General features: G+C 47.8%; 24 protein-coding genes and 2 tRNA genes. 13 read left to right on the top strand and 13 right to left on the bottom strand.

Annotation, left to right across the window (positions count from 1 at the left end; all coding sequences use genetic code 11):
• Positions 1-118 precede the first annotated feature (118 nt).
• Positions 119-1,690 (bottom strand): ATP-binding protein, encoded by a 1,572-nt coding sequence (locus DWX84_RS07560; protein WP_048928179.1) that lies wholly within the window; start codon positions 1,688-1,690, stop codon positions 119-121.
• 147 nt (positions 1,691-1,837) lie between these two features.
• Positions 1,838-2,038, bottom strand: a complete 201-nt coding sequence (locus tag DWX84_RS07555) for a hypothetical protein (RefSeq protein ID WP_048928178.1) — start codon at positions 2,036-2,038, stop codon at positions 1,838-1,840.
• 109 nt (positions 2,039-2,147) lie between these two features.
• On the opposite strand from DWX84_RS07555, the gene DWX84_RS07550 reads away from it, so the two are divergent.
• From DWX84_RS07550 to DWX84_RS21465, 5 genes are all read left to right on the top strand, one after another.
• On the top strand, positions 2,148-4,334 hold the full coding sequence (locus DWX84_RS07550) for a DUF3987 domain-containing protein (protein WP_083434137.1): 2,187 nt from the start codon (positions 2,148-2,150) through the stop codon (positions 4,332-4,334).
• Between the two features lie 85 nt (positions 4,335-4,419).
• A complete protein-coding gene (locus DWX84_RS07545) occupies positions 4,420-4,614 on the top strand; it encodes a DUF4248 domain-containing protein (RefSeq protein WP_005868558.1) in 195 nt (64 codons plus the stop codon).
• 101 nt (positions 4,615-4,715) lie between these two features.
• Complete coding sequence (locus tag DWX84_RS07540) at positions 4,716-5,141, top strand: D-Ala-D-Ala carboxypeptidase family metallohydrolase (RefSeq protein ID WP_008779379.1); 426 nt, start codon at positions 4,716-4,718, stop codon at positions 5,139-5,141.
• Between the two features lie 120 nt (positions 5,142-5,261).
• Positions 5,262-5,753 (top strand): DsbA family protein, encoded by a 492-nt coding sequence (locus DWX84_RS07535; RefSeq protein ID WP_005868556.1) that lies wholly within the window; start codon positions 5,262-5,264, stop codon positions 5,751-5,753.
• Between the two features lie 66 nt (positions 5,754-5,819).
• Positions 5,820-5,927: a smalltalk protein gene (locus tag DWX84_RS21465; RefSeq protein WP_022193190.1), complete on the top strand. Its 108-nt coding sequence runs from the start codon at positions 5,820-5,822 to the stop codon at positions 5,925-5,927.
• On the opposite strand, the gene DWX84_RS07530 is transcribed toward DWX84_RS21465, so the two are convergent.
• The 4 genes from DWX84_RS07530 to DWX84_RS07510 all read right to left on the bottom strand — a co-directional run bounded on the left by DWX84_RS07530 (position 5,901) and on the right by DWX84_RS07510 (position 10,754).
• Positions 5,901-7,841, bottom strand: a complete 1,941-nt coding sequence (locus tag DWX84_RS07530; RefSeq protein ID WP_048928177.1) for a nucleoside-diphosphate sugar epimerase/dehydratase — start codon at positions 7,839-7,841, stop codon at positions 5,901-5,903. The genes DWX84_RS21465 and DWX84_RS07530 overlap by 27 nt on opposite strands.
• Positions 7,842-7,857: 16 nt before the next feature.
• A complete protein-coding gene (locus DWX84_RS07525; RefSeq protein ID WP_005868553.1) occupies positions 7,858-8,238 on the bottom strand; it encodes a hypothetical protein in 381 nt (126 codons plus the stop codon).
• Positions 8,239-8,249: 11 nt separating this feature from the next.
• Positions 8,250-9,314 (bottom strand): transcription termination/antitermination protein NusG, encoded by a 1,065-nt coding sequence (locus DWX84_RS07520; RefSeq protein WP_005868550.1) that lies wholly within the window; start codon positions 9,312-9,314, stop codon positions 8,250-8,252.
• A gap of 507 nt (positions 9,315-9,821) precedes the next feature.
• The gene (locus DWX84_RS07510) at positions 9,822-10,754 is read right to left on the bottom strand and encodes a site-specific integrase (protein WP_005868548.1); all 933 of its coding nucleotides are present in this window, start codon (positions 10,752-10,754) and stop codon (positions 9,822-9,824) included.
• A gap of 86 nt (positions 10,755-10,840) precedes the next feature.
• Here DWX84_RS07510 and DWX84_RS07505 point away from each other — a divergent pair, with 86 nt between their 5' ends.
• The 6 genes from DWX84_RS07505 (at position 10,841) to DWX84_RS07480 (ending at position 16,326) form a co-directional block, all read left to right on the top strand.
• The gene (locus DWX84_RS07505) at positions 10,841-11,230 is read left to right on the top strand and encodes a DUF2007 domain-containing protein (RefSeq protein ID WP_005858748.1); all 390 of its coding nucleotides are present in this window, start codon (positions 10,841-10,843) and stop codon (positions 11,228-11,230) included.
• 13 nt (positions 11,231-11,243) lie between these two features.
• Entirely contained in the window at positions 11,244-11,426 is a 183-nt protein-coding gene (locus DWX84_RS07500) for a hypothetical protein (protein WP_005868546.1), read from the top strand.
• A 165-nt stretch (positions 11,427-11,591) separates the two neighbouring features.
• Positions 11,592-12,926, top strand: a complete 1,335-nt coding sequence (locus DWX84_RS07495; RefSeq protein WP_005858752.1) for an NADP-specific glutamate dehydrogenase — start codon at positions 11,592-11,594, stop codon at positions 12,924-12,926.
• A gap of 188 nt (positions 12,927-13,114) precedes the next feature.
• Positions 13,115-14,545: an RNase adapter RapZ gene (locus tag DWX84_RS07490; protein ID WP_005868544.1), complete on the top strand. Its 1,431-nt coding sequence runs from the start codon at positions 13,115-13,117 to the stop codon at positions 14,543-14,545.
• The gene (locus tag DWX84_RS07485; protein WP_005858756.1) at positions 14,542-15,279 is read left to right on the top strand and encodes a nucleotidyltransferase family protein; all 738 of its coding nucleotides are present in this window, start codon (positions 14,542-14,544) and stop codon (positions 15,277-15,279) included. The genes DWX84_RS07490 and DWX84_RS07485 overlap by 4 nt, the downstream gene beginning before the upstream one ends.
• A gap of 15 nt (positions 15,280-15,294) precedes the next feature.
• Positions 15,295-16,326 carry an endonuclease/exonuclease/phosphatase family protein gene (locus DWX84_RS07480; protein ID WP_005868542.1) on the top strand — a complete coding sequence of 344 codons (1,032 nt, stop codon included), beginning with the start codon at positions 15,295-15,297 and terminating at the stop codon, positions 16,324-16,326.
• An 80-nt stretch (positions 16,327-16,406) separates the two neighbouring features.
• On the opposite strand, the gene DWX84_RS07475 is transcribed toward DWX84_RS07480, so the two are convergent.
• A complete protein-coding gene (locus DWX84_RS07475) occupies positions 16,407-19,361 on the bottom strand; it encodes a PEP/pyruvate-binding domain-containing protein (protein ID WP_005868540.1) in 2,955 nt (984 codons plus the stop codon).
• A gap of 195 nt (positions 19,362-19,556) precedes the next feature.
• Here DWX84_RS07475 and gdhA point away from each other — a divergent pair, with 195 nt between their 5' ends.
• On the top strand, positions 19,557-20,891 hold the full coding sequence (gene gdhA, locus DWX84_RS07470) for an NADP-specific glutamate dehydrogenase (RefSeq protein ID WP_005868539.1): 1,335 nt from the start codon (positions 19,557-19,559) through the stop codon (positions 20,889-20,891).
• A 98-nt stretch (positions 20,892-20,989) separates the two neighbouring features.
• Here the strand turns inward: gdhA and ruvC are convergent, their stop codons facing one another.
• Positions 20,990-21,547, bottom strand: coding sequence for a crossover junction endodeoxyribonuclease RuvC (gene ruvC / locus DWX84_RS07465; RefSeq protein WP_048928176.1), 558 nt, complete (start codon positions 21,545-21,547; stop codon positions 20,990-20,992).
• The gene (locus DWX84_RS07460; protein ID WP_005868538.1) at positions 21,544-21,858 is read right to left on the bottom strand and encodes a DUF4286 family protein; all 315 of its coding nucleotides are present in this window, start codon (positions 21,856-21,858) and stop codon (positions 21,544-21,546) included. Before DWX84_RS07460 ends, ruvC begins: the two co-directional genes overlap by 4 nt.
• Positions 21,859-21,944: 86 nt before the next feature.
• On the opposite strand from DWX84_RS07460, the gene DWX84_RS07455 reads away from it, so the two are divergent.
• Positions 21,945-22,018: transfer RNA gene (locus DWX84_RS07455), tRNA-Ala, on the top strand.
• 449 nt (positions 22,019-22,467) lie between these two features.
• Here DWX84_RS07455 and DWX84_RS07450 read toward each other — a convergent pair.
• The 4 genes from DWX84_RS07450 to DWX84_RS07440 form a co-directional block, all read right to left on the bottom strand.
• Positions 22,468-22,893: a DUF5053 domain-containing protein gene (locus DWX84_RS07450; RefSeq protein WP_008772583.1), complete on the bottom strand. Its 426-nt coding sequence runs from the start codon at positions 22,891-22,893 to the stop codon at positions 22,468-22,470.
• A gap of 46 nt (positions 22,894-22,939) precedes the next feature.
• Complete coding sequence (locus DWX84_RS21620) at positions 22,940-23,107, bottom strand: hypothetical protein (protein ID WP_172618171.1); 168 nt, start codon at positions 23,105-23,107, stop codon at positions 22,940-22,942.
• Positions 23,108-23,215: 108 nt separating this feature from the next.
• Positions 23,216-23,509, bottom strand: coding sequence for a hypothetical protein (locus DWX84_RS07445; protein WP_122377459.1), 294 nt, complete (start codon positions 23,507-23,509; stop codon positions 23,216-23,218).
• Between the two features lie 562 nt (positions 23,510-24,071).
• A tRNA-Thr gene (locus DWX84_RS07440) sits at positions 24,072-24,144 on the bottom strand.
• Positions 24,145-24,149 lie beyond the last annotated feature (5 nt).

Here is a 24,149-nt window from a genome sequence, read left to right as displayed (position 1 = left end):
TACCTCTGAAAGATAATACATCTTACAACGATAAGATGATACACCTTACATTAACAAGATGATACATCTTCCGCACGAAGATAAAACATCTTTATCAGACTAGAGTAACCTGTAACTCTCAACAAGACATAGAACCCTCGATAACCCAATCCCCCAACGTATGCCGCCCACTATCAAAATTAATCCCAACCTTTACGATCGGCAACCCACAAAGAGCGAAGCGCTCCGGGTAATTGCGCAAATTGATTTGCTCAAGGGCTATATCCGCGGTCTTGTTTAACTTCAATTCCACGACATAGAGTGTTGTCAATGTGCGCATCACCATATCCACACGGCCTTTGGGGGTACGGACTTCCACGTCCACATACATTCCTAGCAGGCTGAAGATCGTGTAAAGCAAGGACTGGTAATGGCCCTCATAATCCGTATTGTCACATTGGGGGATGGTGGACAGGAAGGTCTGCAACAGACGCAGGGCATCGTCTATCCGCTCTCCAGCGATCGCCTCGAAAAGAAGGGCTACTGTAGTAAGTCCATCCGCTGTGTATTGATGCAAATAATTGGGCAATAAACTCTTCATCAATCCCATACGTACCTCCTTGTTTGGGATGTCGAGCGTGTACAAATTCGTGAGCGAGGAATAATCCTTTATCGTGATGTAACCGCTCTGATAGAGCAATGGTGTAATATCGACCATCCGTTCCGTGGGTGCGTCAAACGACTCTGCCAAAAACTTGCGTGCGCCTATTTGCTGGGGTTTCACGTGATACTTGTTCAGCATCTCGATCAAATAGGTGGGCGTACCGCTACCGAACCAATAGGAATTTAGTTTACTGTCGGCCAAGGCGTTCAACAAGCTGAACGGGTTGTATATATCGGGCGAGGGCCACGTGAAATGGTAACCGTCATAATTCGATTTCAAGGCACCCAAGGCACCCTCCGGAGAAACGCCGAGGTTGTCGGCCAAACGACCGATACCCTCACCCATATGCTCACGCATCTCCTCCTCCGTGATGCCACAGAGCGAGGCGTACTCCGGGAGCATGCTGATGTTCTTTATATTGTTCAACTCACTGAAGATGCTCAATTGGGAGAACTTGGTAATTCCGGTCAAGAAAACAAAACGCAAATAAGGATCGCAGGCTTTCAGCGGACTATAGAAGTTACGCATCACGTCGCAAAGCTTCGGCAGCTCCTTCTCCTCATGCACCACGTCCAGCAAGGGAGCGTCGTACTCGTCGATCAAGACAACCACCTTTTGACCGGTCTGGGCATAGGCACGTTGGATGAGACTTTCCAGACGTTGGTTCGTATAAATAGCGCTCTCATCACGTCCGTATATCTGCTCGTAACCATACAATTTCCTCTCCAGCTCACTCAGAAGCCGCTCCTTGTCCATATGCTTTGCCGTGCTCATGTCGAAATGAAGCACCGGATAGCTTGTCCACTCCTTCTCCAGACACTTGATAGCCAAACCCTCAAACAAATCCTTTCGCCCCTCGAAATAACTATGGAGCGTAGAAGTAAGCAACGACTTTCCGAAACGACGGGGACGGCTCAAGAATATATAACCAGACGCACCGTGTGTCATTCGATAGACCAATTCCGTCTTATCTACATACACATAATTCCCCTCTCTCAATTTAGAGAATGTCTGTATTCCTATCGGATATAATCGTCGCCCTTCCATCTTCGTCTCTGTTTATTGGTTCGTCAAGACAAATATAACGCTATTTCCCTAAATGATCAATTTTCAACCCTCTATTTTTCTATTCCACGCCTCATCGCCCTATACACCTCCTTGAGCGCCCCGGCCCCATACCCCATGAACTCCGGTTCATCCATCTCTACGCATAGTTCTTGTACCAAGCGGGTCAGACTCTGGGGATTGATACTCTTTTTTTTTCGCTTTGCTGTAGGTGGCGGTGCCTACGTGGGCCTCCGTACAAAACTCACGGATAGAGATTCCTAACCGCTTACGTGGAAATTCCACTAACTCATCAAATAAAATCTGGTTCAAATCTAAATTTTCCTTCATACTATGCTAATTTTCATTAAACAATCATCCAATATTTCAGCCTATAGGCTGAAACGCAGAATCAATTATTAGCAATAGCTTTAGAAAATTAATCTGAAATCCTATTGATATGGACCAACAAATGTCTTACTTCCTTCCTCCCATCACCAACACGCTTCCGACTGGGAACTGTACACTACGGGAAGTGTACCGATGGATCACCGAGGATAAATCTCTCGAAACGGTTACCAACGAATTACGCGCCTTCATCAGGGAAGGCAGGGTAGCGGAATACCGCCAGCTCAAGCAGCGGCAACTGCCGTTCGTAACGCCCCACGGCGTTTTTTCCCGTCGTAAGAGCGACGCTCTCATCTCCGCCTCGGGGTTGGTAGTGGTCGATATCGACCATCTCGCCTCTCTCGAGGAGGCGGAACAACTCCGGGACCACCTCTTCGAGGACCCCTATCTCGGGACCCGCCTCGCCTTTGTCAGCCCCGGAGGACTTGGAGTGAAACTTTTCATACCCGGAGACGAGACCGTTCGATGGGCCATGAGTTACATACAGCTCCTGTATGCCGACATCGCCCCCACCTACGCCGAGTATGTACAATTGGCTTTCGCCATCGCCACCGATTGCGGGGAGGCAGGACGTAGCGACTTCATCAGTCTCTGCGAGCCATCGCCCAAGTTCAACGCCCTACACGCCAACAAGCTTTTCTCCAGTGCCTTGCGCACCGGAAACCAGAATGTCCATCTGGGCACCGCTTTCCACTTGGCCAAGCTGGCGGGCGTGGAAATAGGTTTCAAGTTTCAAGGTTTCACGAAACCCTTTTCCTCACACACACGTGTGAGTACATATAATATAGCCGATACGGTAGATCAAGCCCACGAGACCAGCGATCGGGAAACCGAGGCAAACGACGCCCCACTCCACATCGGCAGCGAGCCTTACACCTCCCTGCCACGGCTGGTACCCGGCTATCCATGGCCCTCGTTGCTACGGGACATCCTCGGTTTCGCCGATAATGCCGAACAGCGGGATATCCTTTTGCTCACGGCTCTCACCGCCCTAGGCGCCACCTTGGGCAAGACAGTACGTTGCCTCTATGGGATGCATTGGATCTATCCCTGTATCCAGCTCTTCGTGATCGCTCCGCCCGCATCGGGTAAGGGCATCATGGCGTGGCTGCGTAAGTTTATCGAGCCTATCCACCGGGAGATCCGCCAACAAGTGGACCTAGCGATGAAACAGTACCGCCAAGATTTGGCGGCCTATCATGCCTTAGGCAAGGAGAAAGCCAAGATGGAGATGCCCCAGATGCCTAAAAACAGTATGTTTATCATCTCCGGCAACAATACCGGGACGGGTATCTTGCAAAATATCATCGATTCGGACGGCACCGGTATCATTTTCGAGACCGAGGCGGATACCATCACCACCGCTATCGGGGGTGATTACGGGCATTGGAGCGATACGCTCCGTAACGCTTTCGACCATGCCGGGCTCTCGTTCAACCGACGGACCGATAACGAATACCGGGAATGCGACTCCACCTTCCTCTCGATGGTGCTCTCGGGTACTCCCGGACAGGTAGCGCCGCTTATCCCCTCGGGCGAGAACGGGCTCTTCAGCCGTGAGGTCTTCTACTACAAATCGCAGATCCGGGAATGGATCGACCAATTCTCCGTCGACGAGGTAGACGCCGAGAAGGAATTCCACCGGATGGGCTACGAGTGGAAGGCCACGATCGATCAGCTCAAGTGCCGGGGTACCATTACCTTGCGCCTCGACGAGCGGCAACAAGCCGCTTTCAACGACAGCTTCGTACGTCTTTTCCTGCGTGCCCGGCAATCCAACGGGCAGGAGATGAACAGTTCCGTGGTACGCCTCGCCATCAACCTCGTACGTTTCATGGAGGTGGTAGCCATGCTTCGTGCCTTGGAACAACCGGAATTACTGCTGCCGGCCCAAGGCATCAACAGCGACAACCTAAAGGACAAGATCATTGGAGGCTGGGAACTCCATATCACCGACGATGACTTCGCCGCCCTTCTGACAATGGCGGAGCCGCTCTACCTCCACGCCACCCATATCCTCTCATTCCTGCCTACCGGCGAGATCACCAGCCGAGGCCTCTCGGAAAAGGACAGTCTGCTCAGCTCCATGCCGGACGAGTTCACCACCGTCCAATGGATGGAGGCCGCCGAGCATGCCAACATCCCCAAGAACACCGCCAAGACATGGCTACGCCGACTATGCGACTCCGGAGCCCTCCTGCATGGCGAGCATAAAGGAATTTACTTGAAACCCTTATAACGTACGTACGTGTGTGTGAGGAAAGAGGGTTCATGAAACCTTGAAACTTGAAACCCTCCTATAGTCATTTTAAAATTCAATACAGATGAAAAAAATAGATCTCGCCCGTCAATATTGCCTGACAGGCACCCCTTCGAACGCTTTGCATAAGTTGAACCGATATATCCGTGACGTGAAAGGACTGAAAGAGGCCCTTATCCGTCATGGTTATCACTCGAAAGACCGCTCCATCACGCCGAAGCAAGTACAGATATTCTATGATTTTTTAGGGGAACCCTAAAATTCTTCTCCTAGAGCGAATAGGTGGAAACAAATGGTATATCCGGGCTTTCCGCCTATCGTATCTTTGCTACAGAAACAAAAACATCAACCTTGTCCCCTATGCGCTACTTTAATTATCAAGAGTTTGAAGACTCCGCCACGGCCCGGCGAGACGGGATCGACAACAGCCTCACCCCGGTGGCCCGGAGGATGGTCACGATCCTAGTGGAAATGCTACTAGACCCGCTACGGCGGGTCTGGGGCAGCCCCATCGTCATCAGTAGCGGCTATCGCTGCCCCGAATTGAACATCCTTATCGGGGGAGCCAAGCACAGTCACCACCTCCTCGGTTGCGCCGCCGACCTGATAGCCGGCTCTCCAGATGATCATCGCCTCTTGTTCCGACTGATACAAGAGACGCACGAGCTGTGCGGACTCGAGTTCACTCAGCTCATTCTAGAGCCCGGCGCCCGATGGATCCATATCTCTTACGTACCCGGCAATCTTCGCTGTCAGGTTATCGATAAAGAAAAGTCGCCTAATTGACTTAAGTCTTTCAAACTGAAGACTTAAATCAAGGAGCACGAAAAGCCAAGTCATCAAGCGTGAGGACTCAACTCATCATCCCCCAAGTTCTTTATGTATCACTTAAAATATCTTACGATTATGTCATTAAACTATTCCATTGCCATGATGGGCAACCCGTTGAAAAAAGAGGAACCCAAGAAAGCCTACGCCAAGGCGCAAACCAACGGCGAGCTCAGTCTAAAAGAGCTATCTACCCTGATAGCGAGTAAATGCACAGTGCACCAAGCCGACGTTTCGGCCGTGCTCATCGCCACCACCGAGTGCATGCTGGAAGGTCTGAAAGCCGGTAAGCAGGTGAATTTCGGCGATCTGGGTGCCTTCCGCCTCCAGATCAATTCCGGGGGAGCGCCGAGTGCCGACCTGTTCACCTCCGACTATATCAAGGGGGTGAACATCCAGTTCGTCCCCGGCGAGGAACTTCAAGTCATCTTCCAAGGCCTCAAGTTCAACCTCGTCCCCACCCGGGCCGCCCAAGCCGCCGTCATCAAGGCCCAGAAGGCCGGTAAGACAACAGTGGATATCTCCGGTAAGAACGGCTCCTCGGACAGCGAGAGCCCGGATGAGATATAACGGGGCACGCTTCGGCGTGCTCATTGATACAGACTTCGTATTATCAACCTTATAAAACAAATTTAAATGAGTGAAAAGAAGAAAACCAACGTTTGGAGCGTAATCATCAAAGTAGTCATCGCCATAGCCACCACCATCGCCGGGGCCTTAGGCATCAGTGCTTGCGCTTTCTAACGCCTTATCCAAGACCTCGTACTTGGAGTGCCGGCTTTTGAACTCGGGGACGATCGCCTTCATCTTGCCCACGATGGCCATATCGTCCCTCGAGCGGCCTAGGCCGACGAGTTCATCTATATCTTGGCAAACCGTATCATAATCGTACTCCCGTACCTTGGCGATCTTGATCTTCGGATGGAAGGTAGGCAGCGTGATCTCCTCGTCGTTCAGTACCTCCTCGTACAGCTTCTCGCCGGCACGAAGACCCGTAAACCGGACCTCTACGTTCTTGGCGCCCGAAAGCTGAATCATACGTTTCGCCAAGTCGATGATACGCACGGGTTTGCCCATGTCGAAGACGAAGATCTCCCCACCGTTACCCATCGTACCCGCCTCCAATACCAACCGGCAGGCCTCCGGGATCAGCATGAAGAAACGGATGATATCCGGATGCGTCACTGTCACGGGACCGCCCTTGGCAATCTGTTCACGGAACAATGGGATCACGGAGCCGTTAGAACCCAGCACGTTGCCGAAGCGGGTCGTAACGAACTGCGTCACGCCTTCCACATGGCCCTCCTTGATCGCTTTGTCGAGGCTCTGCACGTAAATCTCGCAGATACGTTTCGAGCAACCCATCACGTTCGTAGGATTCACCGCCTTGTCCGTGGAGATCATCACGAACTTCCTCGTGCCATACTTCACGGCCAAGTCGGCGATCACACGGGTACCGTCCACGTTGTTACCCACACTCTCGCAAGGATTATCATCCATCATCGGAACGTGCTTATAAGCCGCCGCATGGAACACGTAGGCGGGGCGATGCTCCGAGAAGATCTCCTCCATGCGAGACTTGTTAGCGATGTCCGCCACCAAGGTATAGGCGTTGATATCCCGCCAATCCCTCGCCATCATCAAGCGGATGTCGTGCAAGGGGGTCTCCGCCTGATCTACCAAGATCAAGCGATCCGGAGTGAACGAGGCGATCTGGCGCACCATCTCGCCACCGATGCTGCCGGCGGCTCCCGTTATCAGGATGCGTTGACCACGAAGCAAGCGGCCCACCGCCTCCATGTCTATCTCTATCTTTTCCCGGGGAAGCAGATCCTCGATCTCAACCTTCCGGAGTTGTGTATGTGTCAAATCGCTCCTGCCATCCCATTCTTGTGCCGCCGGGGTCACGTAGATCTTGATCCCCGCCTCCGCCAAACGGGCCACCATATCCGGCTGTTCCCGGATGGAGTCGCTCTTCAAGGGGGAGACGAAAAGGATCGTCGCCCGCTCCCGGCGCATCGCATCGATCAGCTCCTCATCGAAAGGGTACACACGCACTCCCATCAATATACGATTCTGCATGTTCCCGGCCTCCGAGACGAAGCCTGCCAGCACGTACTGTGCGGGATCTTGGTTCTGGATGCTCTTCGCCAAACTGATACCGCCCTGCTTCACGCCGAAGATAAAGGCACGCTCAGCCTTCGACTGGCGAAAGGTCGTCACGTAGAAATACTTCACGAACACACGCATCGCCCACATCAAGCTCATCGCCAGCAGGGAGGATAGCACAAGGTCTCGTTTACGGATATACACCAAGTAAGGCGAAAAATCCGTAAACTCTTGGAAGGTCACCACGCAAACCACACCGAACAGCACGGCGAAGCCCACCCGTTGCAAATCCACGAAGGAAGAGTAACGAATGATGCCCGAATACGTACGGAACAGCCTAAAGCCCACCAGATAAGGCACTAGGCAAACACCCCACGTGAGCGACAGGTGCCAAAAGATGCCCATCGTGGCGAAGATCCCGTTATTCAAGGCATATACCAGCAAGCCTGAAAACAGGATCACCAAGCAATCCAACAGGATAATGCTCCAATACGGCAACGCTTTCCTTGAGAAATACCACGTTGAGAGTTTAGAAAAAAGGTTCATCATGAATAAAATTTTTGGTTCATGTCAGCTGGGGCAAGCCCTCCACCTCACCGGCATGCCATCTTCGGTAGTCAGTCAAGGAGGATTCGGGGACGGTCAGCACCACGTAATCCGTCTCGTCCTGCCTCAAAATATGTTTACGGGCGTACGAACGCAACGAGCGATCCGTCACGGACACCATCACGATCGGGAACGGGTAGGCGAACAGGCGCAGCGGCGTGATCTCGCTATCCGGGAAGGTGAGACACAACTGATAGGCAGAACGCTCGAAAGCCACCCAATAAGGACCCGTACAATATAAATGGATCGAGGTACGGTTCGTGCGCTCACGATCCATGATCTCGCTCAGATGCTCGTTTAGTAACGTAACCAAGCGTATGCCAGAAGGAAGAGAAGGCATGTTTTGAATTTTTAATTTTCAATTCCCACGTGTTTTAGCCAGCGGTCGTAGTCGGCTAACCGACGGATCAAGAATAATTTACTCTTCTTCGGGGAGGATTCCCGGCTCCACGGATCGATCAACTCGTGCGCACGATAATAATAGATACTGCTATCCGTACAACCATAAAGCGTAAGTAGTAATAATGCCAACGACTGTTCCGCACGAATCAAGGGTAAGAACGAGACGATCGTTCCGATCAACGACTTTTGCCGCTCCTCGTCCCCTAGTATCGTATAGGCGGGCAACAAGAGGGAATAGAGCTTGCACCGCATCACGGCAGAATCCAACTGTAACTCTCCATAGGCACGCAAGGTCTCGGTCGCCAGCTCACGATCTATAGCCGTAACGCCACCATCCCCCCAATGACGGCCCAACGCCTCATGAAGACCATTTTGTATCCGGGAATTGTCCAAACGGGTATATACATGCTTGCCTTCCTCGGCCAAGCTGATCACCTCATACTCGCCCGGCTGAACACGCAATAAAGGAACCCACATCCAGTTGTCCACGCATACCATTACCTCCCGCTCGCCAACACCGGGCTGTATTACTACACTTGCCTCAACACCTTTGAAACGACCATCCGTGATGCGTATCCGGTCACCTTTACGCAAATAACCCGCTTCCGGCACATACACCGGAAGCTCATCCGAGTAAGAACGGGCCACCCAACGCAAGTTTTCCATCTCACGATCGGAGACAAAAGGATATGAGCCACGGCCATCCACGCTAGGCAGGAAATTATACAAGGGAAAATCTCGTTTCAAACGGAAGATCTCATACACAGAAGAGCGGATAAACACATAATTGTAGAGTAACGGACGGTGAGTCTCCACCAAACGCCCCTCACGGCGATGCATCTCCACGAAAGAGGGGGCGAAAAAATCGAACGTAGGCTCGCCCAAACGCACCCTGCGATCTAACTCCTTCCGCAAACCTTTGGCTGGACCTTTGTGACAAGCGGGAAGAGATAACACATACCATCTTACGGTGTGGACATCACGCAATGGTAAAGGGGGAAGATCATGACCCATAGATACTTCAATGCCATATCAGCGTATTCTATTAACACACTGATAATCTAATACTTAAATCAAATATCGTTTTCTATTCCCGAAAATTTTAAAGCAATAGAAACCATGTCAATATCTCTTCTATCGGGACGTGGAAGATCGGCTACTTGGGAAGTAGCGTAAAAGATAGGAAATGATTATTACCCAGTTGTAGAGACGGAGCGTGCTCCGTCTCCCACCGTCTGGCAGTAATTTAAAATACCCATTTGAGGGGATGAGACGGGACACGCCCCGTCTCTACACGATGTTCGTACGATTTTTTTTGGAGACGTGATGATGCAGGAAATATGAGGTCGTTTCGTCTCCATTGTCGTGCCCATACACCACGAATAGAAACGAAAAATCGAGGAAAGATAAATTCAGAAAACAAACAAAGCTTACACAAAGCCTAAAAATTGTTTGTTATTCGGTGTTTTTTACTAAATTTGCGGCGTGGAAGATTACGCTACTTCCCAAGTAGCCGATCGCCTACCCCACCTTTGATACATTATTATATATGCTCTCGAAGCAAGCCTTGTTCACCGCAGACATCTTATCCAAAGAGAAGCTCTTCAAATAGATTTGCGTCGTCTTGATTGATTGGTGTCCCAGCAATTCGCTGATCATCTCGATCGGTACACCCTGTTCCTTCAAGGTCGTAGCGAAAGAGTGACGGATTGAGTACGAGGTAACCATTTCCGTCACACCACAGGCATTTGCCAGTTCCTTCAAGGAACTGTTGAAATCAGCCAAGGCAGAGGTATATTCCCGGAAGGCCTCTTCACCCGTTTTCGTCCCACTCAAGAAAGTGAATAGATAAGGAGAATCCCTAAGCGTGTCGGTCATTAACGCAGCCAACAACTCCTTGGCCACAGGCTGTATCTCGACCAACATCGGTGTACCCGTCTTCTGGCGGTTATACCTCAAGACACCATTCCGGATATCACTCTTTTTCAAATGAGCGAAATCGACAAACGCCATACCGCAAAACAAGAACATCAAACACAATGCCCGCTGTGTTTTCCGCAGCCCCGAATCATCCAACGGAGCGGTCATCAACAAACGCAAGGATTCCGTAGGCAACGCCTTCTTCTGTTTGCTTTTCACTCCCATGAAAATTCCCTTGAACAAATAACGGGAAAAAGGAGCCTCCCCATTCTCCATCGCCAACCCATACACACGGCGAATCCTACGCATATAGGTAGACACCGTATTCCACGAGCATTCCCGGTCCCGCAAATAGTCTTGATACCTCAAAAGCATTTCCCGGTCGATACGGGTATAAGGAATCACCTCCTGCCCACAAAAACGCAGGAATGAATTCAAGGCATCTTGATAACTCTTGGCGGACGAATAACGTCCTTGCTCTCTCAATCGGGCTATATACATCCGCATACCCTCCGCTAAATCATACTGTTTCATATTTTCACGTATAAAAAAAGTAAATTACAATAAAAAACACGGTTAATTCGTGATTGTCTACTTACATTTGCAGAAAAACAAATACCATGGACAAGATCGTAGAAATAGCCCGGTTCACCTATCCGGCGGATGCCCAACCGCTGATGGCCCTGTTGAGGTCGGAAGGGATAGAATGTTATCTCCGCAATGAGTTAAGCAGCCAGATCATGGCCGGTTACGTAGACGTAGGCGGCGCACGGGTGGAGATTCTGGAAAGCGACGTTCCCCGAGCCATGAAGATCATGGAGGAAGGCGGTTACGACCTACCCCGGGAAGACGAGCAAGCGGAACCGGTAGAACAAGTCGCCGGATTCGCACGTCATATCCCTTTTCTACGAAAATATCCCTTAGAGAAACAAATCATGATCCTATTCGTCATCATAGCTGTCTTTTTGGCTTTGGTGATTTACTTCGGATCGCTTATTTCCTCAAACTAAACAAATGTAATCAATGGCACGCAGAAAGATAACAAATAGTCAAGCCGTATGTATCACCTTACTATGGGGTGTCTTATGCTACATGCTGCTTGTATACAGCGAAACGATCAATTTCGACGTCATATTTGCCCTTGTAGCCTCCGCTATCATTGTGTTCGTTCCGATCTATAAGAGTTTCAAGCATAGAGATGAATAACATTTCGTCGTTTTTTCAAACTTAATATATCTAAATGATATTTTTTACGCATTTTCTCTTTCAATTATTTGCTAGTGTCAAAAATTAGCTTACCTTTGCCACGTCGTTAAACAAACGGCGTACGGATAACAAAATGGTATAACATTCTAAATATAAAATTCAGTCATGAAGGCAAGTGAAGTTTTAGACAACTTGAAAAGAAGATTTCCGAACGAACCGGAATATCATCAAGCAGTATCAGAGGTTTTAGGGACTATCGAGGAAGCTTACAACGAGCATCCGGAATTTGAGAAAAGCAACTTGATCGAGCGCCTTTGTATCCCCGATCGCATTTTCTCTTTCCGTGTAACTTGGATGGACGATAAGGGACAAATCCAGACGAACATGGGTTACCGTATCCAGCACAACAACGCTATCGGCCCGTACAAAGGCGGTATCCGTTTCCACGCTTCCGTAAACCAATCGATCCTTAAGTTCTTGGCTTTTGAGCAAACGTTTAAAAATTCACTGACTACATTGCCGATGGGTGGTGGTAAAGGAGGTTCCGACTTTAGCCCGAGAGGAAAGTCAAACGCTGAGATCATGCGTTTCTGCCAAGCCTTCATCCTTGAGTTATGGCACCATATCGGTCCGGACACGGATGTTCCCGCCGGCGATATCGGTGTAGGCGGACGTGAGGTGGCTTATATGTATGGAATGTACAAGAAATTGGCTCGTGAGAATACGGGCACATTCACGGGTAAGGGTATCGAGTTCGGAGGTTCCTTGATCCGTCCGGAAGCTACAGGTTACGGAAACGTATATTTCTTGTTGCAGATGCTGAAAACCCGCAACATTGATATCAAGGACAAGGTAGTTTGTGTATCAGGTTCCGGAAACGTGGCTCAATATACGGTAGAGAAATTAATCAGTCTTGGAGCGAAAGTTGTCACGATGTCTGATTCCGACGGTTATATCTATGATCCGGATGGTATCGACCGTGAGAAACTGGATTATATCATGGAGTTGAAGAACTTGTATCGTGGCCGTATCCGTGAATACGCGGAGCAATACGGATGCAAATATGTACAAGGCGCTCGTCCTTGGGGAGAGAAATGCGACATCGCTATGCCGAGCGCAACCCAGAATGAGTTGAACGGCGACGATGCCAAGACTTTATTGGCCAACGGTTGCTTCGCCGTATCCGAGGGTGCTAACATGCCTTCTACACCAGAAGCTATCGACGCATTCCTTGAGGCCAAGATCCTTTACGCTCCGGGTAAGGCCGCTAACGCAGGTGGTGTATCCGTTTCCGGTCTTGAGATGACTCAGAACGCACAGAAGTTAAGCTGGAGCAGCGAGGAAGTAGACCAGAAACTTCAAAGCATCATGGAAAACATCCACGAGCAATGCGTAAAATACGGAAAGCAAGAGGATGGTTACGTAAACTACGTGAAAGGCGCCAACGTAGCCGGCTTCATGAAGGTAGCTAAGGCTATGATGGCACAAGGAATACTCTAGGTAATTGAAAATTAAGAATTGAGAATTGAAAATTAGTTAGAGAGGAGCGATTGATGATCATATAAGCGAGGGGGATAGGCTTTGAGAGGCTATTCCCCTTTCTTATTTCCGACGAAGTCCCAATTTTCAATTTTCAATTCTTAATTTTCAATTAAAAAGCGGTATCTTAGTGCCGTAAATCGATAAGTATGATAACAGAAGAACTTAGGAAGCTATACCAATCATATACCGGATCACCGGCAGAGGAAATAACGGAGTTACCGTCATCCGGCTCTAACCGCCGGTATTTCAGGATAAAAGGTCCTGAGACGTTGATTGGAGTTAGTGGCACTTCTATTGAGGAGAACGAGGCTTTTATCTATATGGCAAAACATTTCCGGGGGAAGGGCTTACCCGTACCGCAAGTATATGCCAGCTCGGACGACCATTCATTTTATATCCAAGAAGATTTAGGAGATACGCTTCTTTTCAACGCCATCGAGAAAGGCCGTAAAAGCAGTGTATTCGACGAGGAGGAACGCCGTTTATTACACAAGACGATCACCAAACTCCCCGACATCCAGTTCTTGGGGTCCGACGGTTTCGATTTCTCGTATTGCCATCCGCAAGCCGAGTTCAACCAACGGTCTATCCTTTGGGACTTGAATTATTTCAAGTACTGTTTCTTAAAGGCTACCGGGATGGAGTTTCAAGAAAACCGTCTGGAAGATGATTTCTTGAAGATGAGCGACGTATTGTTACGCAGTTCATCCGCCACGTTCCTATACCGTGATTTCCAGTCACGCAATGTTATGGTAAAGGACGGAGAGCCTTGGTTTATTGATTTTCAAGGTGGACGAAAAGGCCCGGTTTATTACGACGTGGCTTCCTTCCTTTGGCAGGCGAAAGCGAAATATCCGGAGGATCTGAGGAATGAATTACTATCGGATTATATCACGGCCCTACGTAAATATATCCCGGTAGACGAGGCTTACTTCCATAGCCAGCTGCGCCATTTCGTCCTGTTTAGGACCTTGCAGGTATTGGGGGCTTATGGTTTCCGGGGATATTTCGAGAAAAAACCCCATTTCATCCAAAGCGTCCCGTTCGCAATCGAGAACCTGCGGCAGTTATTGAAGAATGACTATCCGGAATATCCCTATTTATGCTCCGTCCTTCGTGAGCTTACCGGGTTGAAACAATTCACGGACGATATCCAGAAACATATGCTGGAAGTAAAGGTCATGAGCTTCGCCTATAAAAAAGGAATCCCGAACGACCCTAGCGGGAACGGAGGTGGATTCGTATTCGATTGCCGTGCGATAAATAACCCCGGTAAATACGAGCGTTACAACCATTTCACCGGTTTGGATGAGCCAGTGATCCAGTTCTTGGAGGATGACGGGGAGATCACGAACTTCCTCGAGCATGTCTACCATATCGTAGACGCCTCGGTAAAACGATATATGGATCGTGGATTCACCAATTTGATGATTTGTTTCGGATGTACGGGAGGACAGCACCGTTCGGTCTATTCCGCACAGCATCTGGCGGAACATCTTAACACCAAGTTCGGAGTAAAAGTACATTTAGTACATAGAGAACAAAATATAGAACAACTCTTTAACCCTACATTATGAAAGCTATGATTTTCGCGGCCGGTACTGGTTCCAGACTGAAGCCGTTAACCGATCACACGCCAAAAGCGCTTATACCTATCGGGGGCAAACCGATGCTAGAACACGTCATACTGAAACTGAAATCCTCCGGTTTCGACCAGATCGTGATCAATATCCACCATTTAGGCAACCAGATCGTGGATTTTCTGGAGGCGAACAACAACTTCGGTGTCCGGATCGAAATCTCGGACGAGAGCGATTATCTGCTGGATACGGGAGGAGGAATCAAGAAGGCCACTTCTCTTTTATGCGGGAACGAGCCTTTCTTGATACATAATGTCGATATCTTATCGAACGTGGATCTCAAGAAACTATACGATACCCATGTACAAACGAACCCGTTGGCTACCTTACTCGTCAGCCAGCGCAATACCTCACGTTATCTATTATTTAATAAGGAGAATAGACTGTGTGGTTGGCGTAATCATGAGACCGGCGAGGTAAAATCTTACTATCCCTATTTTGACCCGGATCAACACAACGAGTACGCCTTTAGCGGAATCCACGTACTCTCGCCCAAGATATTGGAGCTGATGGAAGAATGGACCGGAAAGTTCTCTATCATTAACTTCTATCTGGCTATTTGCGCCAAAACCGATATCAGGGCTTATATGGCGGATAACCTAAAACTATTGGATATCGGCAAGCCGGAAACCTTGGCCGCCGCCGAGGAATGGCTACGACAAAACATCTAACAAAATATTTCACACATGAAAAAAACTAGTTTTATCTACTTACTCTTGTTGATCGCGCTGGGCCTCAGCTCTTGCCAGCAAGAGAAGACTTTCAAGGTTCTTCAATTCAACATCTGGCAGGAAGGCGCTGTCGTAAAAGGAGGCTTTGACGCTATCGCTGACGAGATCGTAAGAAGTAACGCTGATTTCGTTACGTTAAGCGAGGTACGTAATTATCATCAGACCCGTTTTTGCGACCGGATCGTGGAAGCGTTGCAGCAAAGAGGACAAACGTACTATTCTTTCTACACCGAGGATTCCGGTCTGTTAAGCCGCTACCCGATCACAGATAGCACGACCGTCTATCCCTTGAACGATGACAGGGGTAGTATGTACAAGGCCATTACCCACATCGGCGATACCGAGGTAGCTCTTTACACCGCCCATCTGGATTATCGCAATTGCGCTTATTACGATGCCCGTGGATACGACGGAAATACATGGGACGAGGAACCTCCTGTCACCAATCTGGATACACTCCTATGGTTGAACGAACAATCTGTCCGTGACGACGCTATCGCTTGCTTCCTAAAAGAGGCGAAAAAGGATCGGGAAGCTGGACGGATCGTTATCCTCGGAGGGGACTTTAACGAGCCTTCCCATCTGGACTGGACCGAGGCGACCAAAGAGATGAGAGACCACCAAGGATTGGTTGTTCCTTGGCACGTATCCGTCATGCTGGAGAAAGACGGCTTCAAAGATACGTACCGTGAGATCTTCCCGAACCCTGTAACTCATCCGGGACTTACCTGCCCGGCGGACTGTAAGGATATCGCTTTAGAGAAATTAGTTTGGTCGCCGAAAGCGGACGATAGAGATCGCATCGATTTCATCCATTACGCTCCATTCGAGGGATTAACGCTTACAGATGTATGTATCATCGGTCCGAAAGGTGACATCCTCCGTGGGCAAAGAGAGACGGAAGAGACCTCCGACCCGATCATGACTCCCCTTGGAATCTGGCCTACCGACCACAAAGCGGTTCTTGCCACTTTCCACTTGAAATAAAAAATGGATTCGCGAGCCCCGTCTTACCGGCTCGTCTCGCAAATCCACAAACAACTATCTTCTCTTGAAACGCTATCTTTTTATGGTTTCAATACCACGCCAAGACTTTTCTTCCCATCCATCTTAATCGTAATCGGAGCATCAAAACGTACATGACGAAGATATTCCGTCTCCTCTACGGCAGGTTGCGCATTCAAGAACGCCTCATCGAACCAACCATCTCCCTTAAATGGATTAACCGTAAAATAGCCCACTCCGAACGAAGTCAGGTTCTGGAAGAAATGGGTACCTTGACTCGGGTCTACCCGATAATTCTCCAATCCGCACTCCACGATCACCCGTGCGTTACTGATATGCGGCCATTTCACCGGAATACCCAACCAAGAGTCGCTGCTCCCCCATCGGCCGGGGCCGACTAATACGTATCCTTTCTCCTGATCGGTGAACGAACGGTTCATCTTCTCGATCTCATAAGCGATCAACTGATTATTGGATGAATTAAAAGCGCCCGTCTTCACATAGATAATATCCTGTACGTCGCCAACGATACCATGCCCCAAAACACTGGTAGAAGAAAGGATGGTTTCCTCGTTCTTCACCAAGCTCAGATCCTCGTCCATAATCTCTTTATTATCTACGATCGGACGGATTTGCAACAGATAGAAAGTCGCCCTTGTATGATCCGAAGGGTCCATGTTGACAGCGAACTCAATCTCGACCGGACGACCCATTTCCTGCTGCCCGATCCGTAAGATCTGATCCAACGTATCCGCCAGCGGGAATACGTCATGCTGTAGGATATTCACGAAAGAAAGGATCTTACGACCGCCCGGATAATAACCGTCACGGATAATCTGATCGTACGGATCGTATGTAGAGACAATATATTTCAAGGAACCTTCAGCGTCAGCGTCCTTCAAACCCAGCTTCACCAAGTTAAAGGCATCATCCACCGAGAAAGCCTCCGCCATATTCTTCAAATCCAAGGCATAGAAACGAGTCTGCGTTTCCCTAAGAGCGAAATCCATCGTACTCATCTGCAAGATACTATGGGGATGTCGGGGAGAGAAACGCAAGGTTTGCCCGCCGTCGACGATATACTTACCCAATCCCAAGGCGATATTCGCGATCCCATCTTCCGCCTTCTCGTTACCGATCGGATAGAAATTCAAGGAACGGGCCACGCCCGACATCGTCGGATAGAAATGATCATTATAACGGGAGCCCACCACTTCTTGCAAGACGATAGCCATCTTCTCCTGATCGATCAAGTTCGAGGTAGCCGTCATATACGCCTTACTGTCCTTATAAAAGACAGAGGCATACACCGCCTTGATAGCGTCGCTCACCGTACGGAGCATATCGTATTTCTCCTCGATCTTAGGTACCATATACGTAGAATAGATCCCGGCGAAAGGTTGATAATGCGAATCTTCCAGCAGGCTGGAGGAACGCACGGCGATCGGGCTTTTCACCACATCGAAGAAAGCCATCAAGTCCTCGATTAAACGGGAGGGCAAGCTGGCCCGCAAGAAATACCGGAGGATCGTCTCGTCGTCCGCATCGCCCAGCGCTACCGGATACAACTCGTTCGTCTCCATGAACTCGTCGAAGATATCGGTACAGATCACGACCGTCTTCGGGATATTCACGGCAAAATTATCACTCTCCAGCTTAGGGTATCGCTTCACCATCGCACCGATAAAGGCAAGACCTCTACCCTTACCTCCCAGCGAACCGTCACCGATACGGGCAAAATTACTATACTCATCAAAACGATCCTTCTGATAAACCGCCACGACACCCGTGTTCTTCATCCGGCGATATTGCACGATCAAGTCGAAAATCAATTTCCGAGCCTCATCCATATCCTTATAGTCACTCACGTCCACATGCTTCAAAACCTCGGCGGGCGGAAACATGGCACGGGAATAAAAGAAACGGGAGAAATGATTCCGGGAGAGATGGTAAACCAACGAATCGTCGGGAATCTGGAAGACTTTCTTTTGAAGGTCTTTCAAATCCTTGATGCGCATGATCTCCTCTTTCGTATGCGGATTCAGGATCACGAAATCGCCGAAGCCGAAACGCTGCATGATCTTCTTTTTCAAATCCTGCGGGTAACTCTTGGAATTCTTATCGATAAACGAGGCGTTCAGTTCCTTCGCGTACACATGGTTGCTGGCCTCCGAAGATTCCAGCACGAAAGGAATGATCAAACCCGTTTTCCGTACATACTGTCCGAACTTATAACCGGCATACGGATCTTTCACGCCATTGTGCATAAAACTCATATCCGAGATAATACCCAACATATTATCCCGATACTGATCAAAAATACGTACCGCCTCCTCGTAATTCCGGGCCAATTTGATCTTCGGACGACCCCGCATACGCAACGTACGCTGGTGATCGTTCAACGCCTCCTTCGCGAACATTTGGCTCTGCTCCAGCACGAACTTATATAAATGAGGCAAAGCGGACGAATAGAAACGAATGGAATCCTCCACCAACAAGATGATCTGTACGCCCACGCTGGCCGTATCGTCCGGAGCGTTCATCTTATCCTCGATCAACTTGATAATCGCCAGTAACAACTCCGAGTTACCCAACCAGCTGAACACATAATCGATAGCGCTCAGATCCTCGTTGGCGATCCGCTTAGACACCTCTTTCGAGAAAGGAGTCAATACAACGATCGGGATATTCGGATAATGCACCTTTATCTCGCTCGCCGCAGCGAATATATCCCGGTTATCCATATTCGGCATGCAAATGATCAATTCGAAGTTCCGGTTCTTCAACTCATTCAAAGCCTCCTCCTCGGTAGTCACCTGCGTAAACCGGGGTGGGTAACGGAGGCTTAAGGAAGTATATTCGTTAAATATCTGCTCATCTACACGCCCGTCATCTTCCAGCATGAAGGAATCATATTTCGTAGCGATAAGCAATACATTATATATACGCTTATTCATTAGATTGGCAAACGGGGTGTCTCTGAACACCAAGTCTTTTAAGTTCGGTATACCGCTCATAATAGATTCTGATAGAATTATTCGAGTCAAATGTAAGGAAAAATAATAACTATTGAAACATGAAAGTACGCATTCTGACTCTAACTGAAGATTTTTAGGTTTTCACTGATAAAAAGTAAGCGAAACTCTTGGTCATTCCAAAGAATTACCTACATTTGCCAACAGAATGTTATCCTTTTAAAGAATATAAATGCTATGAAGACTGAAGTTATTTTATCAGCGCTAGAGGCAAAACATCCGGGAGAAAAGGAGTATTTGCAAGCAGTAAAAGAAGTGCTTTTATCAATTGAGGAAGTGTACAACCAACATCCGGAATTTGAGAAAGCGAAAATCATTGAACGCCTAGTTGAGCCGGAACGTATTTTCACTTTCCGTGTGCCTTGGGTAGATGATAAAGGTGAGATACAAGTTAACTTGGGATACCGTGTTCAGTTCAACAACGCAATCGGCCCGTACAAGGGAGGCATCCGTTTCCACCCGTCCGTTAACTTGTCTATCTTGAAATTCTTAGGATTCGAGCAAACATTTAAAAACGCTTTGACAACCCTTCCGATGGGTGGTGGCAAAGGTGGTTCCGATTTCGCTCCGAGAGGAAAGAGCGATGCCGAGATCATGCGTTTCTGCCAAGCGTTTATTCTTGAATTATGGCGTAATCTTGGTCCGGACAGGGATGTTCCGGCTGGCGATATAGGCGTAGGTGGCCGTGAGGTTGGTTATATGTACGGTATGTACAAGAAATTGGCTCGCGAGAACACAGGTACGTTCACGGGTAAGGGCATGGAGTTCGGAGGTTCTATCCTTCGTCCGGAAGCTACCGGCTTCGGCGCTCTTTATTTCGTACATCAAATGCTGGAGACTCACGGAATCGATATCAAGGACAAGACGGTCGCCATCTCCGGTTTCGGCAACGTGGCTTGGGGTGCCGCTACAAAGGCAACCGAGTTGGGCGCTAAAGTGGTTACTATCTCCGGTCCTGACGGATATATCTATGATCCGGCGGGTATCTCCGGCGAGAAGATCGACTATATGTTGGAATTGCGTAATTCCGGAAATGATATCGTAGCTCCTTACGCAGACGAATTCCCGGGCTCTACCTTCTATCCCGGCAAGAAACCTTGGGAACAAAAAGTAGATATAGCCTTGCCATGCGCTACCCAGAATGAGTTGAACGAGGCTGACGCTCGTAAGTTGATCGAGAACAAGACTTTGTGCGTAGCTGAGGTTTCTAACATGGGTTGTACGGCTGAGGCTGTAGACTTGTTCATCGAGCATAAGCAATTATTCGCTCCGGGTAAGGCTGTCAACGCCGGTGGTGTAGCTACTTCCGGATTAGAGATGACTCAGAACGCTATGCATATCTCATGGACCGCCGCCGAGGTAGACGCTAAATTACATCAGATCATGAGCGCAATCCACGAACAATGCGTAGCTCACGGTAAAGATGGCGAATATATCAATTATGTAAAAGGCGCTAATATCGCAGGCTTCATGAAAGTAGCGAAAGCTATGATGGCGCAAGGTATCGTATAAGAATAAGGTCAGTTTAGGCTAAATAAAAACATAGTTATGAATTCTTTGAACCTTAGTTATGGTTTGAGAATTTCATAACTATGTTTTTTAAGCTCATATCAGCGGACTTTCCCGGGGTTCTTAGCGATAAAATCCTTCCATCCCGTATACTTCTTTTCCGAGACCGGATTATTGGTTTGGAAATAATGACAAACAGCCGCCGCCAACCCATCCGTAGCGTCCAATTGCGGAAGCATAGACTCATCCGGTATCTTCAGATAGCGTTGTAGCATGCCGGCCACTTGTTCTTTCGCCGCATTTCCATTCCCCGTGATCGAGAGCTTGATTTTTAGAGGGGCGTACTCGAAGATCGGGATATCCCGCTCTAAAGCCGCCGCCATCGCTACTCCTTGTGCCCTTCCGAGTTTCAACATACTCTGTACGTTCTTCCCGAAGAAAGGCGCCTCGATAGCCAACTCATCCGGATGGTATTGATCGATCAAGGCCAAGACCCGTTCGAATATCTTACGCAGACGGAGGTAATGATCCTCATACTTATTCAATTGCAGGATTCCCATAGCTTCCAGCATCGGCTTATTTCCCTCGATCTTCAAGATTCCGTATCCCATCACGATCGTACCGGGGTCTATGCCTAATATAATACGGTCCTTGATCATTTAGGCAATTCTATATCTTCCAACAGGGTAGAGAATCCTGCGATTTTCTCTTTATAACGTCCTATCAAATCTTGCTGCAAGGCTCCGCCTTCCTTACGCACCCACTCATTCAACGAATCGATATCCCTCGTATGAAACTGTACGGAAAAACTTTCACCTTCCTCATTCCGCGAATCCAAGATCCGTCTCAAATAAGGACTATAAAGGATACCGCTCTCGGAGGCTTTCGGTATATAACTATTCTTCAAATATTCCAGACACTCATCCACGATATCCTTATGGATATGAAAAGTCGTATTATAAACTATCATCTTCTTTCCTTTCTCTTGAAATTTCTTATACAAAGATAGCGCATATATCAAGAAAAGCCTTATATTTGCACATGAATTAACAAGACGGGGCATTAGCTCATCTGGCTAGAGCGACAGACTGGCAGTCTGTAGGTGATCGGTTCGAGTCCGATATGCTCCACAATTTAGCATATATCAAACATTTAGGGAATATCCAGCAACGGGTATTCCCTTTTGTCATTGATACTCTCTATGAGGCTTAGCAGGTATTGGTGTATTAGGTATCAGCCAACCTCTTGTCATAGTCACATATTCTGGGTAATCAGTTAAGACATGCGGCATTTAGTTTAAAACTCTTCTATACCCACACATTTATTTATTTTTTGTGAAGGAGGAATAACTCTTGAAACAGAAGGCTGTTGTGTATAGTTTTGCATAAAGGTTATTTTTAAGGGAAACTACAATATATTATTAATCCTAGCCCAATAAAATCAAGGCCAATTGTAATTGGTTTACAACACCTAGAAAATAATATTATGCAATGTAAAAATGAGGAAACCTTACGAGAAAAACAAGAAAGCCCCACTTTAAAATAAAGCAGGGCCAAAATTATTGTCAAACACTTCGAGCTTAAGCAAACTTAAGCGCAGTTTCATTTATCCTCTTACTCAAATCTAGCAGAGCTTCCGCAAAACGTTTACGTTCCTCTTCCGTAAATTGAGCGGGTTTACCATTAACCTTATTCCCATTTAAACGCTGGTAAAGCCAGTTCTTACTTTTTCCAAAATAAGCCTTCGCTATATAACTCAAAGAGATTGCATTCGCGACATCTCCTAATTCCAAAGCAAGTTTAACATCCTGCAATTCATTCTTAATCGCACGTAATCCTTCACGAGTAGAATCGACAAAAGCCTCACGTTCTTCCCCGGGCATTGATTCCATCTTACGGGCACGCTCTTCTTGAAACATCGCACGCTCCTCGGGAGACAGACTTTGGAACTTTTCAAAATCAGCCTGCATGTCCGCAGTTGGTAAAAATTTTGATAAGTCTCTCATAAATATATTATTTTTATCCCCCCAAAAGAGGGGTCTTGTTTATTACTCAGTTTTTTAGTTTTTCTTCGATCTCCGCAATCATATCCAAAATATCATTGATATATTGCTCGAACTCTGGATCTCCTTTTATTACTCGATTCCCTGTATGGAATTCAAAAAGCAACTTTAGGTTTTCCATTTGTTGAACGAGCTTCCCTCGCTCTTCTTTTGTCATCGACTTAAAATTTATCGGTAATACTCGTTTGGTTTGACAGCACAAATCTAATAATCCAAAGATTATTATACAAATAATCTTCGGATTATTTTCTGCAGTTTTATAGTACTAACAGATCATACCTGCACACCAACATTTGCTGAATGAATCCAGCTCTTCCCTCACTATTAGCAAGAAGGAATATAGGTCGTTATCCCTGCCTTGAATTGGTATGATAACGCTCAGAGCCGCATCTAGCATCTTATCGCCTTTACAGGATAAGGCTTGTACCCTTTTCTCCACCTCAAGGCATAATTCCACCTTGTCTGGCTCAGAACACCTTTGAAGTTTCACCATCAATTTCATAATGGCTCTACAATCGTACAATAAGGAAATTCGTTCTACAAAAGTGAATAATCCCATAAGACAAAATTTAAAGTTGCTTACCAGTTCCCTCTGGTAAGCTATTAAACACAAAAAAGGCGCAGGAACTACTGAATACTACCATCGTGAGGCTCTCGACTGCCCATCTCTAAGTAATAAACAATAGCCCTACGCCCCTATGGAGTATATTGTCCTTTCACAATGTGGAAAGGTATATAACAACATAGCGAGCGAGGACGTTCTTGCCTATTATCCTTAGAGATTGAAATTGTCGAGATTTCACGATAGGATAATATGTCAAACGCACTTCGTTAACTAAATATGTCCTCCATCAGTGACCTAACGCCTTAGGTGTGACGGACTACAATGCAAAGTTACTAAATCGTTTGAATTGGAAAGAACTTATGGCTTATTAAATGCAAGGTAAACTTAATGAATATATCTAGGGGAGGGGGTAGACATGAGGTCGTTCTTCTGTCCGGAATTAAAGGTAGGACATCTAAACTTGGAGCCCTATCGAGGAGTTAATTGTATGTAAATGGTATGTATTATCAACACAAAAAAAGGCAGCTACCATTACGATAGCTACCTTATCATGAAGAGCCGAAAGCCGGACTTGAACCGGCGACCTACGCATTACGAATGCGTTGCTCTACCAGCTGAGCTATTTCGGCAACAT

This window comes from Parabacteroides sp. AF21-43 (assembly GCF_003635435.1).
GTDB classification, from domain to species: Bacteria; Bacteroidota; Bacteroidia; order Bacteroidales; family Tannerellaceae; genus Parabacteroides; species Parabacteroides distasonis.
The sequence above is the reverse complement of the archived record's forward strand: the minus strand, read 5'-3'. Positions and strand labels throughout refer to the sequence as shown.

Coding starts and splice junctions, on each gene's coding strand:
- DWX84_RS07450 (WP_008772583.1), bottom strand. CDS start 22,893: ATGAGAGACTTATCAAAATTTTTACCAACTGCGGACATGCAGGCTGAT.
- DWX84_RS07520 (WP_005868550.1), bottom strand. CDS start 9,314: ATGGGTCATGATCTTCCCCCTTTACCATTGCGTGATGTCCACACCGTA.
- DWX84_RS07525 (WP_005868553.1), bottom strand. CDS start 8,238: ATGCCTTCTCTTCCTTCTGGCATACGCTTGGTTACGTTACTAAACGAG.
- DWX84_RS07445 (WP_122377459.1), bottom strand. CDS start 23,509: ATGGGATTATTCACTTTTGTAGAACGAATTTCCTTATTGTACGATTGT.
- DWX84_RS07475 (WP_005868540.1), bottom strand. CDS start 19,361: ATGAGCGGTATACCGAACTTAAAAGACTTGGTGTTCAGAGACACCCCG.
- DWX84_RS07540 (WP_008779379.1), top strand. CDS start 4,716: ATGCGCTACTTTAATTATCAAGAGTTTGAAGACTCCGCCACGGCCCGG.
- DWX84_RS07535 (WP_005868556.1), top strand. CDS start 5,262: ATGTCATTAAACTATTCCATTGCCATGATGGGCAACCCGTTGAAAAAA.
- DWX84_RS07505 (WP_005858748.1), top strand. CDS start 10,841: ATGGACAAGATCGTAGAAATAGCCCGGTTCACCTATCCGGCGGATGCC.
- DWX84_RS07500 (WP_005868546.1), top strand. CDS start 11,244: ATGGCACGCAGAAAGATAACAAATAGTCAAGCCGTATGTATCACCTTA.
- DWX84_RS07490 (WP_005868544.1), top strand. CDS start 13,115: ATGATAACAGAAGAACTTAGGAAGCTATACCAATCATATACCGGATCA.
- DWX84_RS07545 (WP_005868558.1), top strand. CDS start 4,420: ATGAAAAAAATAGATCTCGCCCGTCAATATTGCCTGACAGGCACCCCT.
- DWX84_RS07485 (WP_005858756.1), top strand. CDS start 14,542: ATGAAAGCTATGATTTTCGCGGCCGGTACTGGTTCCAGACTGAAGCCG.
- DWX84_RS07560 (WP_048928179.1), bottom strand. CDS start 1,690: ATGGAAGGGCGACGATTATATCCGATAGGAATACAGACATTCTCTAAA.
- DWX84_RS07530 (WP_048928177.1), bottom strand. CDS start 7,841: ATGATGAACCTTTTTTCTAAACTCTCAACGTGGTATTTCTCAAGGAAA.
- DWX84_RS21620 (WP_172618171.1), bottom strand. CDS start 23,107: ATGACAAAAGAAGAGCGAGGGAAGCTCGTTCAACAAATGGAAAACCTA.
- gdhA (WP_005868539.1), top strand. CDS start 19,557: ATGAAGACTGAAGTTATTTTATCAGCGCTAGAGGCAAAACATCCGGGA.
- DWX84_RS07480 (WP_005868542.1), top strand. CDS start 15,295: ATGAAAAAAACTAGTTTTATCTACTTACTCTTGTTGATCGCGCTGGGC.
- DWX84_RS07550 (WP_083434137.1), top strand. CDS start 2,148: ATGGACCAACAAATGTCTTACTTCCTTCCTCCCATCACCAACACGCTT.
- DWX84_RS07495 (WP_005858752.1), top strand. CDS start 11,592: ATGAAGGCAAGTGAAGTTTTAGACAACTTGAAAAGAAGATTTCCGAAC.
- DWX84_RS07460 (WP_005868538.1), bottom strand. CDS start 21,858: ATGATAGTTTATAATACGACTTTTCATATCCATAAGGATATCGTGGAT.
- DWX84_RS07510 (WP_005868548.1), bottom strand. CDS start 10,754: ATGAAACAGTATGATTTAGCGGAGGGTATGCGGATGTATATAGCCCGA.
- DWX84_RS21465 (WP_022193190.1), top strand. CDS start 5,820: ATGAGTGAAAAGAAGAAAACCAACGTTTGGAGCGTAATCATCAAAGTA.
- DWX84_RS07555 (WP_048928178.1), bottom strand. CDS start 2,038: ATGAAGGAAAATTTAGATTTGAACCAGATTTTATTTGATGAGTTAGTG.
- ruvC (WP_048928176.1), bottom strand. CDS start 21,547: ATGATCAAGGACCGTATTATATTAGGCATAGACCCCGGTACGATCGTG.